We start from the raw sequence: 13002 nt of genomic DNA, 5'->3' as shown, positions 1-13002 counted from the left end.
GGGCCGGCGCCGGATAGGTTTGGCCGCATGCGGATCGTCATCGTCGGCGGGGGACCGGGTGGGTACGAGGCGGCGCTTGTGGCCGCGGAGGCCGGCGCCGACGTCACGCTCGTGTCACGCGAGGGCCTCGGCGGCAACAGCGTGCTCTGGGACTGCGTGCCGTCGAAGGCGCTCATCGTCTCGGCCGAGTCGATGGGGTGGATGCAGACCGCGCACCGCCTCGGGGTGCGGCTGCCGAGTGGCGCCGACATCGCGTCGCGGGCGTGCGTCGACATGGTCGCGGTCATGGACCGGGTGCGCAGCCTGTCGGAGAACCAGTCCGGCGACATCGGCAGGAAGGTCGCCGACGCGGGCGTCCGCATCGTCGAGGGGGTGGGGCGCCTCGCCGGCCGCAACGCCGTCGAGGCGGAGGCCGCCGACGGCCGGACGCAGGTGGCGCAGGCCGACGTCGTCCTCGTCGCCACCGGCAGCCGCCCGCGCGTCCTGCCGTTCTCCGAGCCCGACGGCCGGCGGGTGTTCACCTCACGCGAGCTCTACGACCTGAAGGAGGTCCCTGAACGGCTCATCGTCGTCGGGTCGGGCGCGACCGGTGCGGAGTACGCGCAGGCCTTCGCCCGCTTCGGCAGCGAGGTGCACCTCATCTCCAGCCGCGAGCGGGTGCTGCCCGGTGAGGACCCCGACGCCGCGGCGGTCATCGAGGACAGCTTCGAGGCGTGGGGCATGACCATCCACCGCCAGCGCCGCGCGGTCGGCATGGAGCGTGCGGCCGGAGGGGTGCGCGTGCAGCTCGGCGCCGCCCGCGGCGACGGGGAACCGGAGTGGGTGGAGGGCACGCACGCGCTGTTCTGCATCGGTCAGGTGCCCGCGTCGGAACGGCTCGGTCTCGAGGCCGCCGGGGTCCTGCTCGCCGAGAACGGATCCGTGCCGGTCGACGGGGTCAGCCGCACGAACGTCCCGACGGTCTACGCGGCCGGGGACGTCACCGGCGGGATCATGCTCGCAAGCGTCGCGGCCATGCAGGGGCGCAACGCCATGTGGCACGCGCTCGGGCGGGCGGTCGCCCCGCTGGACCGCGACGCGATCGCCGCGACGATCTTCACCGCCCCGGAGGTCGCCAGCGTCGGCCTGGACCCCGCAGGGGCGGCGGAGCGGCAGATGCCCGTCGACACCGTCGCGCTCGGCTTCGCCGGCAACCCCCGCGCGAAGATGAACGAGCGCACCGAGGGCTTCGTGAAGGTCCACGCGCTGAAGGGGTCGGGCACCATCGTCGGCGGGTCGGTCGTCGCCGAGCGTGCGAGCGACCTCGTCACCCCGCTCAGCGTCGCGGTGCAGAGCCGGCTGACGGTGAGCCAGCTCGCGCACGCCTTCACGATCTACCCGTCGATGTCGGGCAGCGTCCAGGAGGCCGCCCGCCTGCTCATGGGCCGCCAGACCGCCGGCTGACGCGTCGGGACGCGATCCACCGCGCTGCCCGAGGACGCCGGCACAGGCAGCGCTGTCAGGATGCTGGCAGCTACGCAGGCGGAGCCTGCACGAGGACGTGTCAGGATATGACGATCGAGCGAATCCGCTCCGGGTCGATGCCGTCGCCGAAGCACGTGGTTGTGGTCGCCGCAAGCGGTGGTGATCTCGCCGAGATCGACACGCGGGGCGTGGCCCGCCTCCTCGGGAATACCGTGTCCCGCTTGTAGGTGCTCGCCGCAGCTACCGGCGCCTGTCGCGGGTATGTAGCCTGCCGCAGACTTCACTCGTGCCCCAGCGGGCAGCGGAGGCTGGACTCACATTGGAGGGGGACGACATGGCGGAGGGCCCCGATGCATTGGACCTGATCGCTGCGGAGCATCGGATGGTGGAGGACCTCTTCTGCCGCTTCGAGAACGCCACGGAGCCGCAGGAGAAGACGGAGATCGTCCACGAGGTCATCTTCGAGCTGGTGGTACACGGGGAGGTCGAGGAGATCGCCTTCTACCTGCGGCTGCGCGAATCGCTGCCTGACGGCAACGACCTCGCCGACGAGGCGATCCAGGACCACATGGAGATGAAAGAGACCATCAACGCACTCGACAGCATGACCGCGGGCGACGACTGCTTCGACGAGCTCATGCGCGGGCTCATGGCGGAAGTGCGGGACCACTTCAAAGAGGAGGAGGCGAAGCTCTTTCCCAAGGTCCGGGAAGCGATGACCAACACCGGCCTCCGCAAGATGGGGGGCCGCATCATGGAGGCCCGATCGCTGGTACCGACGCGGCCGCACCCCAGCGCCCCGACCGGTCCGCTGGCCAAGACCGCCGCCGGGCCGCCGGTCACCCTCGTCGAGTGGGTGCGCGACGCGCTCCGCAGCGTCGCCGACGACAACCGCTGACTCACGAGCTCGAGGGTCGGGCCACCTCTGCCGAGGGCGAGTAGGACGGGGGGTCTGCATGCCGTCACCTGGCGTGGGGACGCCCGCAGGTTCGGACGGGCGGTCCCATAGGGCGTGCAACATGCACGACGAAGGCTACGCCGGCGCTGGCAAGCCGCCGCCCGATGTGGATACGCGGTAGTCGGCGCGTGTCGCTCTCCCGACGGATGACTGCCCTGATCCTCGCCGCGTTCGCGTGCACGCGACTCCTGCTCCTATGGTCGGCAACACATCCTGACGAGTACGCCCCTGAGGGCGCTCCTTTCCTGGCAGATGTGGACCTCTTCAACCGTTACGCCGTTGCGATCGTCGATGAGGACGAGGCGCCGTATTCAGGCTTCGCCATGGAGTATCCACCCGGGGTCCTGCCCTTCATCGTGGCTCCGCAGCTCATGGACCCCGAGGCGGTCTCCTATCAACAGGGGTTCATCGCCTTGATGCTCCTGGTGGACGTTGCCGGCCTCGTCGGCCTGATGCGGGTGGCTCGTCGGGGCGGGTCGCCTCTTGGTGTGGGGCTTTGGATTGCCCTGCTGCCGCTGCTCGGCCCGTTGGCGTACGCGCGCCTGGACCTCGTCCCGGCGGTTGCGACCATCTGGGCGGTGGAGAGGGCCTCGACGGGAGCCTCCTTCGGCACGGGGGCAGCACTGGGTTTCGGCACCCTCGCCAAGCTCTACCCGGCGCTGCTGATGCCCGCCGCACTCGTCGCTTCCTCCCGGCGCCGCCGGCTCGCCGCGGGAGCTGCGCTGTTTGTCATGCTCCCACTGCTGCCCCTTGCCGGGTCTCTGGACGAGATGCTGCAGCAAGCCGTCGCCGACCAGATGGGGCGGGGAATCCATATCGAGAGCACCTGGGGTTCGCTTCTGTTCCTCGCCGGCAAGCTCGGCCATGAGACCGCGATCAGGTCGGGGTTTTCCACCTTGCACTTCGAGGGTTCAGCGCCTCACGTCATGCGGTTGCTCTCGCTGGGGCTGACGGCCGCCGCACTGGGAGCCGGCTGCTGGCTGGCGCGGGAGGCGCGGGTCGGCTGCCACCGCGCCTCCCGGAGCGGGGCGGTGATGTTCGCCACGCTTGCGACAATCGTGGGAGTGAGCGGCGTATTCTCTCCCCAGTATGTCCTTTGGCTCTTTGCATTGGGTGCGGCGGCCGTCTGCATGCGCGAGTCGGCGATCAAACTTTCCGCGGCAATGCTCATCCCTGTCGCGGGGGCGACACAGATGATCTATCCGTTCGCGTACGATAAGATCCTGGCTCGGGAGCTGCCTGCACTCCTTCTCTTGCTGACCCGCAATCTGCTCGTGCTGACATCGGGACTCCTAGCATTTTGGACACTTGCTCGGTCCCGGGACGCGAAGTAGCCGGTGGGGACCGGCCGGGTCCCCGTACCCTGGTGCCGTTCGGCCCAGCCTCCGGCTACCCACCCGTCGGGGGAATCCGGTCCGACTCGGCCATGACCCTGGGTCGGCCTGAGCCGGAAGCCGTAACGCCGGCCCGACGCACCGGTGCCCGCGTGATACACGTTCTGGCAGGCGCGGACTTCCGCGCCGGCCCTACGCCCCGCCGGCGCTGATCGTGGCGATGGCGTCCCCGGAGTTCACGACCTCGCCGGCGCTGACGTGCAGCTCGGTGATGGTGCCGTCACGGTCCGCGGTGACGTGGTTCTCCATCTTCATGGCCTCGAGCACGACGACGAGCTCACCCGCCGCCACCTCCTGCCCGACCTCCACCGCCATCTTCACGATCGTGCCCTGCATCGGTGCGGTCAGCGTCCCCGCTGCCCCCTTCGCTCCCGAAGCCCCCGGCGTGGTCGGAGCGCTCGCGCGCGCCTGCGCCTCCGCCGACCGGGCGGGCGCCCCCTGCTCGACCGCGGGTGCGGACGCGCCGGTCGGCGCCTGCCCGGGCGACGGTGAGCGGTCGGCGGACGGCTGGGCGGCGGCGGGGCGAGCCGGCGCGGGCGCGGGCTCGTCACTGCCCTCGGGCTCGAACACCGCCACCTCGAGGCGCTTGCCGCCCACCTCGACGGTGAGCGTCCGCGACGGCGCCCGCTGGCCGCGACCGGGCGTGGCCGCAGCGGCTGCGGCGATGGGGGAGAGGTCCCACTCGGTCTCCACCGAGACCGTCGACACGTTCCCGCCGACGAAGTCGGGGTGCTCGACGGCGAAGCGGTGGAAGTCGATCGTGGTCGGCACCCCCTCCACGACGAACTCGTCGAGCGCGCGGGCGAGCTTGCGGCGCGCCTCCTCCCGGTCGGCGCCGTAGGCGACGAGCTTGGCGACGAGCGAGTCGTAGCTGCTCGGAACCTCCCAGCCGGCCTCCGCCGCCGCGTCGACGCGCACGCCGGGTCCCGAAGGCGGCCGCCACCCGGTGATGACCCCCGGCGAGGGCACGAACCCCCTTCCGACGTTCTCGGCGTTGATCCGCGCCTCGATCGCGTGGCCGCGCAGGCGCACGTCGTCCTGCGTGAGGCGCAGCGGCTCCCCGGCCGCGACGCGCAGCTGCCAGTGCACGAGGTCCATGCCGGCGACGATCTCGGTGACGGGATGCTCGACCTGCAGGCGGGTGTTCATCTCCAGGAAGTAGAAAGCCCCGTCCTCGTAGAGGAACTCGACGGTGCCCGCACCGGTGTAGCCGACCTGCTCGGACACCCGCACCGCCGCCTCACCCAGTGCCGTGCGGACGTCGTCGGGGAAGTTCGGCGCAGGGGCCTCCTCGATGAGCTTCTGGTGGCGGCGCTGCGTGGAGCAGTCGCGCTCGCCGAGGAACAGGCAGCGACCGTGCGTGTCGGCCAGGACCTGCGCCTCGATGTGCCGCGGGCGGGTGAGGTAGCGCTCGACGTAGACCTCGCCGCGGCCGAAGGACGCGACGGCCTCGCGCTGTGCCGCCTGCAGGGCGTCGACGAGCCCGACGCTGTCCCGCACCACCTTGAGGCCCCGCCCCCCGCCGCCGAACGCCGCCTTGATCGCGACCGGCAGCCCGTGCTCGTCCGCGAAGGCCTGCACGTCGGCGGGGTCGTCGGTGGGTTCGTTCGTCCCGGGCACGAGCGGCACGCCGGCCGCCTCCGCCGCGCGGCGGGCGCTGAGCTTGTCGCCCATCTCCGCGATCGCGCTCGCCGAGGGGCCCACCCAGACAAGCCCGGCGTCGGTGACCGCCCGCGCGAAGTCGGCGTTCTCCGCGAGGAAGCCGTAGCCGGGATGCACCGCCTCCGCGCCGCTTTCCGCCGCGACCTCGAGGATCTTGTCGATGGACAGGTAGCTCTGGGCCGCGGGTGCGGGCCCGATCAGGTGCGCCTCGTCGGCGCTGCGCAGCCACGGCGCGTCGCGGTCGGCGGCGGAGTACACGGCGACCGTGGAGACGCCGAGCTCGGCGCACGCCCGCATGACCCGCAACGCGATCTCGCCGCGGTTGGCCACCAGCAGCCGTGCGAACATGCGAGCCTGCCCTCTCCCGTGGCGGTGTCGCGTGGCATGCTAGTCGCCCCGCGCCGTCGGGCAGAACCCGTCTGCACCACGGTCTGACGAGCGGCAAACTGGTGGTATCCACCTGCGCTTGCGAGACAGCCTCCCGGAGCGCTTGTGAGACGATTCACAAATCGAGCGCGCGACCGGCGAAGGAGCAGACGAATGTCCCGGATGAGGATCCTGATGCTGGCGCTCGTGGCCGTGCTGGCCTTGGGCATCGGGGCCTGCACCCCACAGGAGCCCGACGTCACGGAGGAGGAGCAGGTCGGCGCTGCTCAGCGTCCCGAGGAGCCCGCGGAAGGCGAGGCAGAGGACGGGGGCAACGGCGAGGCGGGCGGCGAGACGTTCACGTTCGTCGCCGTCGACATCGACTGGGGCGACCATCCCAGCGAGCTGCCCGCCGGCGATGTCACCCTCGAGCTGGACAACCAGGGCGGCATCTTCCACGACCTCGTGATCGAGGAGCTCGGCAACGAGGTCGTGGCCGAGGCCGAGGGCGGCGAGACCGACTCGGGCACCGTCACCCTGGAGCCGGGGGAGTACACGATCTTCTGCGACGTGCCCGGGCACCGGCAGGCCGGCATGGAGACGACCGTCACCGTCTCCTAGGACGGCGCCGCAGACGCAGGGCCGGCTCCTGCCGATGGCCCTTTGCGCTGCGCGCCGGCGGCGGGATGGTCAGGGCCGGGGGAGCAGATCCGCCGGGCTGGCAACCGGCGGTCCCCCGACGGCTTCCCGGCGCGCGGCGCGGGCCCAGGCGGGTGGCTTCGCCGCGGGCGGGGCGGGACGCGGCGGCCGCGGGGTCCGGATGGGCGGCGGCGTCACGGCGAGGGCGACGACGAGCGCCGCGATCTCCTCGTCGGCCGGTGAGCCGGCGACGATGCGCAGCGCGGCAACGTCCCGCGGGCCACGGCGCCGGGGGGCGGCACTCACAGCGGCGGGTTGCCGTGCTTGCGCGGCGGGCGGGCATGGCGCTTCGTGCGCGTGAACCGCAGCGCCCTGACGAGCGCGGGACGAGTCCGGCTCGGTTCGATGACCTCGTCGAGGTAGCCGCGCTCCGCGGCCGTCCACGGGTTGGCGAGCTCCCGGTCGTAGCGCTCGACGAGCTCGGCGCGGAGGGCCAGCGGGTCGTCGGCCTCGTCGAGCTCCTTGCGGAAGAGGACGTTCACCGCCCCCTGCGGCCCCATGACGGCGATCTCCGCGGTCGGCCAGGCGAAGTTCATGTCCGCCCCGACGTGCTTGGAGCCCATGACGTCGTAGGCGCCGCCGTAGGCCTTGCGGATGATCACCGTGAGCTTGGGGACCGTCGCCTCGCAGTAGGCGTAGAGCAGCTTCGCGCCGTGGCGGATGATGCCGCCCCACTCCTGCGCCGTTCCGGGCAGGAAACCCGGCACGTCGACGAAGGTGACGATCGGCACGTTGAAGGCGTCGCAGGTGCGCACGAAACGCGCCGCCTTCATCGAGCTCGCGACGTCGAGGGTGCCCGCGAGGTGCGTCGGCTGGTTCGCGACCACGCCCACGGGACTGCCGTCGAGCCGCGCGAGGCCGACGACGATGTTCTGTGCCCAGTGCTCGTGCACCTCGAGGAAGGTCTCGTCGTCGACCACCCGTGCGATCAGATCGCGCATGTCGTAGGGCACGGTGGCGGAGTCGGGCAGGAACGTGTCGAGGTCGGGGTCGGCCCGGTCGGGCGCGTCGGTGGGCTCGCGTCGGGGCGGGTCCTCGAGGTTGTTGGCCGGCAGGTAGGACAGGAGGGTCTGGATACCGTCGATGCAGGCCTCCTCGGAGCCGGCGGCGAAGTGCGCCACCCCCGACCGCGCGCTGTGGCTCATCGCGCCGCCGAGGTCCTCGAAGGACACGTCCTCGCCCGTGACCGTCTTGATCACCTCCGGGCCCGTGATGAACATGTGCGACGTCTCCCTGACCATGAAGACGAAGTCGGTCATCGCGGGGGAGTAGACGGCTCCGCCGGCGCACGGTCCCATGATCGCGGAGATCTGCGGGACCACGCCGCTCGCCTGCACGTTGCGGTAGAAGATGTCGCCGTAGCCGCCCAGGGCGACCACGCCCTCCTGGATGCGCGCACCACCGGAGTCGTTGATGCCGACGACCGGCACGCCCATGCGCAGCGCGAGGTCCATGACCTTCACGATCTTCTCGGCGAAGACCTCGCCGAGCGAGCCGCCGAACACCGTGAAGTCCTGGCTGAACACGCACACCTCGCGTCCGCCCACGGTCCCGTAGCCGGTCACCACCCCGTCGCCGGGGATCCTCCTCGTCTCGAGCCCGAACCCGCTCGCCCGGTGCACCGTCAGGCGGTCGAGCTCGGTGAAGGAACCCGGGTCGAGCAACAGGTCGATCCGCTCACGGGCGGTGCGCTTGCCCTTCGCGTGCTGCTTCTCGACCCCGCGGGCCGAGCCCGCCTGCTGCGCCTCCTGCGTGCGGCGGCGCAGCTCCTCGAGCTTCTCCTTGGTGGTCCGGGTCACGGGCGCTCCAGGTCGGCGTTGTCGGGCTGTCGGCCGACCGGCGGATTGTAGGAGGTGCGCCCGCGCCCACACGACTCGAGGGCAGGGGCGGCGGTAAGGTCGCCGGGTGGACACCCGCCAGGTGACGAGGAGCCTGCGGTGAGCGGCCCGCCGCGGGCGCTGGTGCGCAGCCTCGTCGAGGGCTCCTCCGCGCTCTCCGGCCTCGAGTGGCACGACGAGGTCACGTCCACGCAGGCGCGCGGGGTCGCGGCCGCCCTTGCCGGCGTGCCGGAGATCCACGCCGTCGTCGCCGGCGCGCAGACGGCGGGACGGGGACGCCTCGGACGGCCATGGGTCGCGCCGGCGGGAACCTCGCTGCTCGCGAGCTTCGTCCTGCGCCCGACCGTCCCCGCCGACCGGGTCGGTCTGCTGCCGCTGCTCGCGGGCCTCGCGCTCGCCGAGGTGGCCGACCGCTACTGCCCGCGGGTGGCGCTGAAGTGGCCCAACGACCTCCTCGTCGGCGGGCGCAAGGCCGCCGGCATCCTCGCGGAGCGGCTCGAGCCATCGGGCGCCGTCGTGCTCGGCGTCGGCGTGAACGTCGACTGGCGGGGCCTGGCCCGTCCACCCGAGGTCGCGCAGGCGACGTCGCTCGCCGAGGCCGCGGGCGCCGACGTCGACCGCTGGCGCGTGCTCGCCGCGCTCGTCGGCCTCCTCGGGAGGCGCTACCACGACTGGACCGACGAGCCCGCGGCCTTCCTCGCGGCCTACCGGCGGCGCTGCGCGACGATCGGCTGCCGCGTGCGCGTCACGCGCCCCGCCGGTGACCCCGTCGAGGGGCTCGTGACCGCGGTGGACGACGAGGGGGCGCTGTGCGTGCGTGACGGCGCGGACGGGGCCCACCGGCTGTCGGCCGGCGACGTGGAGCACGTCCGTCCGGCGTGAGCCCGCCCGGGGGGTGGCCGCGCGACCGGCCTCAGCGGCGCAGGCGCTCGGCGATGGCCTGCACGTACCAGCGGCGCAGCCGGCGGACCTCGGGCTTGGCCGCCAGCGTGAGCAGCACGCCCTGCTCGCAGAAGGCGTCGGCCGTCTCCACGAGCTGGAGCCACCGGTGGAGGGCGTCGACGATCCCCGGCTTGACGGGGACCCGCAGGGTGACGGTGTCGTCTCCGCGGGACAGGGCGTCGAGGGCTTGGCGCCGTGTGACCATGCGGACCTCCGCGTAGTCCTGGAGGATCTCGCCGATCAGCTCGGCCACGCGCTGCGGGAGGTCGCGCTCGGTCAGGCTCCAGCGGTTGCCGATGTCCATGAGCGCGAACTCGCGGAGCAGGTCGTGCTGGTGGTTCTGCGACTCGATGAACAACGCCGCCGGGACGCCTTCCAGGCGCACCTCCGGCGGCGTTTCCTCGAACGCCATGCCGTCGTGCCTCCGAAGGTTAGGGATGCGCGTCGCGCACGGGTTCCTAGAGTGGCCCGGCAGTTGCCAGGAAGGTCCCGCCCGTGCAGGATCCGCTCATCCTACGAGACGCCTCGACCGGTGACCTCGCCGGCGTGGCGAACCTGCTGGAGCAAGCCTATGCAGAGCACGAGCGGCGTTTCCCCCCGGCGGTGTGGGCCACCTACCGCCGGGAGCTCGCCGCCGTCGGGGACCGTCTCGCGGTCTCCGAGCTGATCGTCGGCATGCGCGGAGGTGAGCTCGTGGGCACCGTGACGTTCTACCCGCAGGCCGCCGCGGACGGCCACGACTGGCCGCCGGGGGTCGCGTCGCTGCGGCTGCTCGCCGTGCGCCCCGGCGCGCGCGGCGCCGGCGTGGGCGCCGCGCTCGTCGCCGCCTGCATCCGGCGTGCGCGCGCGCAGGGCGCCGCGCACCTCGGTCTGCACACCGCCTCCTTCATGGAGGCCGCCAACCGGCTCTACGCCCGTCTCGGGTTCGTGCGGGCCCCTCACCTCGACTTCGACGCGGACGTCCGCTACGGGGGCGCTCCGGTCGGCCCGGGGACCGGGCGCCTCGCCGGCGCGGCCTACCTCCTGCCCCTGGAGCCGGGGCGGGCCGGCCGGGACGCACGATGAGCGAGGCGCGCCACGCGCTGGCGCTCGACCCGGCGAGCGCACGGGCCGCACGAGCCTTCGTCGCCGACGTGCTCGCGACCTCGCCCGCGAAGGAGTGCACCGACATCGCCTGCCTGCTCGTGAGCGAGCTCGTCACCAACGCCCTGCTCCACGCGCGGTCCCCCGTGCAGCTGCTCGTCCGGGTCGAGGACGCGACCGTGCGCGTGGAGGTCGGCGACGACGCCGAGCGGCTGCCCGTGCGCATGGTCGAGCCCGGGGACGCCATCGCCGGGCGGGGTCTGCACATCGTCGAGGAGCTCGCCGCCCGCTGGGGTGCCGAGCGGCGCCCGTCGGGTGGGAAGGCGGTGTGGTTCGAGTTGTCCTACGGTGGGGGGTGAGGCGACCGCAGCACGGCGTTGGCCCGTGGGACAGGAAGGAGGCGTCGTGGCGATCCGTTGGGGCCGTGAGCGCACCGTGGGACGCGACCAGGCCCTGCCGGGGCGCGACACCCCGATGGGGGTGACCCGGCCGCACGCGGTGCTCGGCACCCCCCTTACCCCGCCGTTCCCCGCCACGCACGAGCAGGCGGTCTTCGCCATGGGCTGCTTCTGGGGGGCAGAGCGGGTCTTCTGGCAGACCCCGGGCGTCTTCACCACGGCGGTCGGTTACGCCGGAGGCTTCACGCCGAACCCCACCTACGAGGAGGTCTGCAGCGGCCGGACCGGGCACGCGGAGGCGGTCCTCGTCGTGTTCGACCCCGCACGCGTCTCCTACCAGGAGCTGCTGAAGCACTTCTGGGAGGGCCACGACCCCACCCAGGGCATGCGCCAGGGAAACGACGTCGGCACCCAGTACCGCTCGGCGGTCTACACCTCCACGGACGCCCAGCTCGCCGTCGCGGCGGCGACGCGTGAGGCGTACCAGCAGCGACTGGCCGGCGCCGGCTACGGCGACATCACGACGGAGATTCGCGAGGCGGGCCCCTTCTACTACGCCGAGGACTACCACCAGCAGTACCTCGCGAAGAACCCCGGTGGCTACTGCGGGCTCGGTCGCACGGGCGTTGCCTGCCCGACGGGGATCGTGAAGGAGGCCGGAGCGTGAACCGACCGGTGGAGCTGTCGGAGGAGCAGTGGCGCGAGCGGCTCGACCCTGAGCGCTACCGGATCCTCCGGGGAGCCGGGACCGAGCCGGCGTTCACCGGCGCCTACTGGGACGCGAAGGAGCGGGGCGTGTACCGGTGCGCTGGCTGCCACACCGCGCTGTTCACCTCGGACGCGAAGTACGACTCGGGGACGGGGTGGCCGAGCTTCTGGGAGGCGCTCGACCCCGACCTCGTCGAGCTGAACGAGGACCGCAGCCACGGGATGGTGCGCACGGAGGCCGTGTGCGCGACCTGCGGCGGCCACCTCGGGCACGTCTTCCCCGACGGGCCCCGACCGACCGGCGAGCGCTACTGCATCAACTCGGCATCGCTCGACTTCGAGCCGTCCGCGGACGCCTGACGGCGCGCCGCCTCAGGAGACCTCGAAGCGCACCGACGTGGTGAACGGCGGACGGCCCTCGCCGTCCGAGGGGTCCGGCTCCAGGGCCTCGATCGTCCAGGCGCCCGGCGTCGTCGCCGGGGCGTCGAAGGTGTGCTCCCACGGGCCGCGCTGACCGACGTCGGGCTGCGCGGCGGTCGTGAACGTGTCCTCGACGACGGTGCCCTGCGGGTCGATCAGCCGCAGCAGGACGGTCGACTCGAACGTGACCGACGTGCCCGACGCCGTGACCGGCCCGGGCGGACGCGACGCTCCCCACGGCGGCCGGTCGATGATGATGGGCGCGAGCGTCTGCGGGTCGGCCACGAGCGGCTGGGACCAGTCGACGTGGCCCCACAGCTCGTCCACCAGTTCCCCCTCGACGAGCAGGCGCACCGCGTCGACCGTGGGGAACTGCGTGGCCGACTGGGCGAGCTGCTGGGCGAGGGCCCGTTCCTCGGCCGCGCCGCCGCGGGTGCTCAGCACCTCGCGGGACAGGTCGATGTGGGCGATGCCGCCCTGGATCGACACGTCGAGCAGCTCCGTGCCCTCCGGCACCACCGTGGTGAGGTCGGGGTTCGTGCTCGGACCCTGAAGAACCGCCTCCACGACCGCGCGCAGCACCTCGACCGTCTCCTCGTCGAGCGGCACGGTCGTGGGCTCCACCCAGACGCCGGACTCGTGCTCCCGCGCGAACCAGACCGTGACCTCCCCGGCGCCCGCGGTCCCGCCGGCGGGCGGCTGCGCCGCGCCGGTGGGCGGCGGCGCCGGCCCGTCGACGGCGGGAGACGCCTGCGGCTCGGGTGGCGGCGCCGGCGCGGCGGTGTCCTCGGTGGCCGGCTGGGCGCACCCGGCGAGGAGCAGCATCCCGACGAGGACCCCGACCATCCCACGCATGCGGCGGTTCGTACCCACGATCCCATGGTATCGGCGCCCGCGCCTGCGCGGCTGCGGGTGGAGCATGTCCGAACGGGCGTGCGGTCCGCCGAATGGGGGGCGCGGCCGGTGGTCGAAGCCGGGCGCCGGGCGTCAGCCGGCCGCGCGGATCGGTTCGAGGGCGTCGACGAACGCGGCGGGTATGCGCCGCGTTCGTCGACGCCCTCGAACCGATC

The 13002-nt window shown here is 72.7% G+C and carries 15 protein-coding genes; 10 read left to right on the top strand and 5 right to left on the bottom strand.

The genetic code is table 11. The annotated features are described in order from the left end of the window. Window positions 1-27 precede the first annotated feature (27 nt). The 3 genes from VM324_09475 to VM324_09465 all read left to right on the top strand — a co-directional run bounded on the left by VM324_09475 (window position 28) and on the right by VM324_09465 (window position 3756). The gene (locus VM324_09475) at window positions 28-1443 is read left to right on the top strand and encodes an NAD(P)H-quinone dehydrogenase (protein ID HVL99505.1); all 1416 of its coding nucleotides are present in this window, start codon (window positions 28-30) and stop codon (window positions 1441-1443) included. 355 nt (window positions 1444-1798) lie between these two features. Continuing rightward, entirely contained in the window at window positions 1799-2362 is a 564-nt protein-coding gene (locus VM324_09470) for a hemerythrin domain-containing protein (protein ID HVL99504.1), read from the top strand. Between the two features lie 206 nt (window positions 2363-2568). Then, a complete protein-coding gene (locus VM324_09465; protein HVL99503.1) occupies window positions 2569-3756 on the top strand; it encodes a glycosyltransferase 87 family protein in 1188 nt (395 codons plus the stop codon). 192 nt (window positions 3757-3948) lie between these two features. Here VM324_09465 and VM324_09460 read toward each other — a convergent pair whose 3' ends face one another. Continuing rightward, entirely contained in the window at window positions 3949-5826 is a 1878-nt protein-coding gene (locus VM324_09460) for an acetyl-CoA carboxylase biotin carboxylase subunit (GenBank protein HVL99502.1), read from the bottom strand. Window positions 5827-6027: 201 nt separating this feature from the next. On the opposite strand from VM324_09460, the gene VM324_09455 reads away from it, so the two are divergent. Further along, window positions 6028-6465: a plastocyanin/azurin family copper-binding protein gene (locus VM324_09455; protein ID HVL99501.1), complete on the top strand. Its 438-nt coding sequence runs from the start codon at window positions 6028-6030 to the stop codon at window positions 6463-6465. 69 nt (window positions 6466-6534) lie between these two features. On the opposite strand, the gene VM324_09450 is transcribed toward VM324_09455, so the two are convergent. Both VM324_09450 and VM324_09445 read right to left on the bottom strand, forming a co-directional pair. After that, window positions 6535-6789, bottom strand: a complete 255-nt coding sequence (locus VM324_09450) for a hypothetical protein (protein ID HVL99500.1) — start codon at window positions 6787-6789, stop codon at window positions 6535-6537. Beyond that, entirely contained in the window at window positions 6786-8342 is a 1557-nt protein-coding gene (locus VM324_09445; protein HVL99499.1) for an acyl-CoA carboxylase subunit beta, read from the bottom strand. The genes VM324_09450 and VM324_09445 overlap by 4 nt, the downstream gene beginning before the upstream one ends. A gap of 138 nt (window positions 8343-8480) precedes the next feature. On the opposite strand from VM324_09445, the gene VM324_09440 reads away from it, so the two are divergent. Next, window positions 8481-9263 carry a biotin--[acetyl-CoA-carboxylase] ligase gene (locus VM324_09440; protein HVL99498.1) on the top strand — a complete coding sequence of 261 codons (783 nt, stop codon included), beginning with the start codon at window positions 8481-8483 and terminating at the stop codon, window positions 9261-9263. Window positions 9264-9294: 31 nt separating this feature from the next. Here the strand turns inward: VM324_09440 and VM324_09435 are convergent, their stop codons facing one another. Then, complete coding sequence (locus VM324_09435) at window positions 9295-9735, bottom strand: hypothetical protein (protein ID HVL99497.1); 441 nt, start codon at window positions 9733-9735, stop codon at window positions 9295-9297. An 83-nt stretch (window positions 9736-9818) separates the two neighbouring features. Here VM324_09435 and VM324_09430 point away from each other — a divergent pair, with 83 nt between their 5' ends. The 4 genes from VM324_09430 to msrB are packed head-to-tail and all read left to right on the top strand — an operon-like array spanning window position 9819 to window position 11872. Further along, window positions 9819-10388 carry a GNAT family N-acetyltransferase gene (locus VM324_09430; GenBank protein ID HVL99496.1) on the top strand — a complete coding sequence of 190 codons (570 nt, stop codon included), beginning with the start codon at window positions 9819-9821 and terminating at the stop codon, window positions 10386-10388. Further along, window positions 10385-10765 carry an ATP-binding protein gene (locus VM324_09425; GenBank protein ID HVL99495.1) on the top strand — a complete coding sequence of 127 codons (381 nt, stop codon included), beginning with the start codon at window positions 10385-10387 and terminating at the stop codon, window positions 10763-10765. The genes VM324_09430 and VM324_09425 overlap by 4 nt, the downstream gene beginning before the upstream one ends. 46 nt (window positions 10766-10811) lie before the next feature. Beyond that, on the top strand, window positions 10812-11471 hold the full coding sequence (gene msrA, locus VM324_09420; protein HVL99494.1) for a peptide-methionine (S)-S-oxide reductase MsrA: 660 nt from the start codon (window positions 10812-10814) through the stop codon (window positions 11469-11471). Beyond that, on the top strand, window positions 11468-11872 hold the full coding sequence (gene msrB / locus VM324_09415) for a peptide-methionine (R)-S-oxide reductase MsrB (protein HVL99493.1): 405 nt from the start codon (window positions 11468-11470) through the stop codon (window positions 11870-11872). Before msrA ends, msrB begins: the two co-directional genes overlap by 4 nt. Before the next feature lie 12 nt (window positions 11873-11884). Here the strand turns inward: msrB and VM324_09410 are convergent, their stop codons facing one another. Beyond that, the gene (locus tag VM324_09410) at window positions 11885-12805 is read right to left on the bottom strand and encodes a GerMN domain-containing protein (GenBank protein ID HVL99492.1); all 921 of its coding nucleotides are present in this window, start codon (window positions 12803-12805) and stop codon (window positions 11885-11887) included. Window positions 12806-12811: 6 nt separating this feature from the next. On the opposite strand from VM324_09410, the gene VM324_09405 reads away from it, so the two are divergent. Beyond that, a partial coding sequence (locus VM324_09405; GenBank protein ID HVL99491.1) for a hypothetical protein occupies window positions 12812-13002 on the top strand: 191 nt, incomplete at its 3' end.

The sequence above is a fragment of the Egibacteraceae bacterium genome (assembly GCA_035540635.1).
Lineage (GTDB): Bacteria > Actinomycetota > Nitriliruptoria > Euzebyales > Egibacteraceae > DATLGH01.
This window is presented reverse-complemented; position numbering and strand designations above follow the sequence as displayed.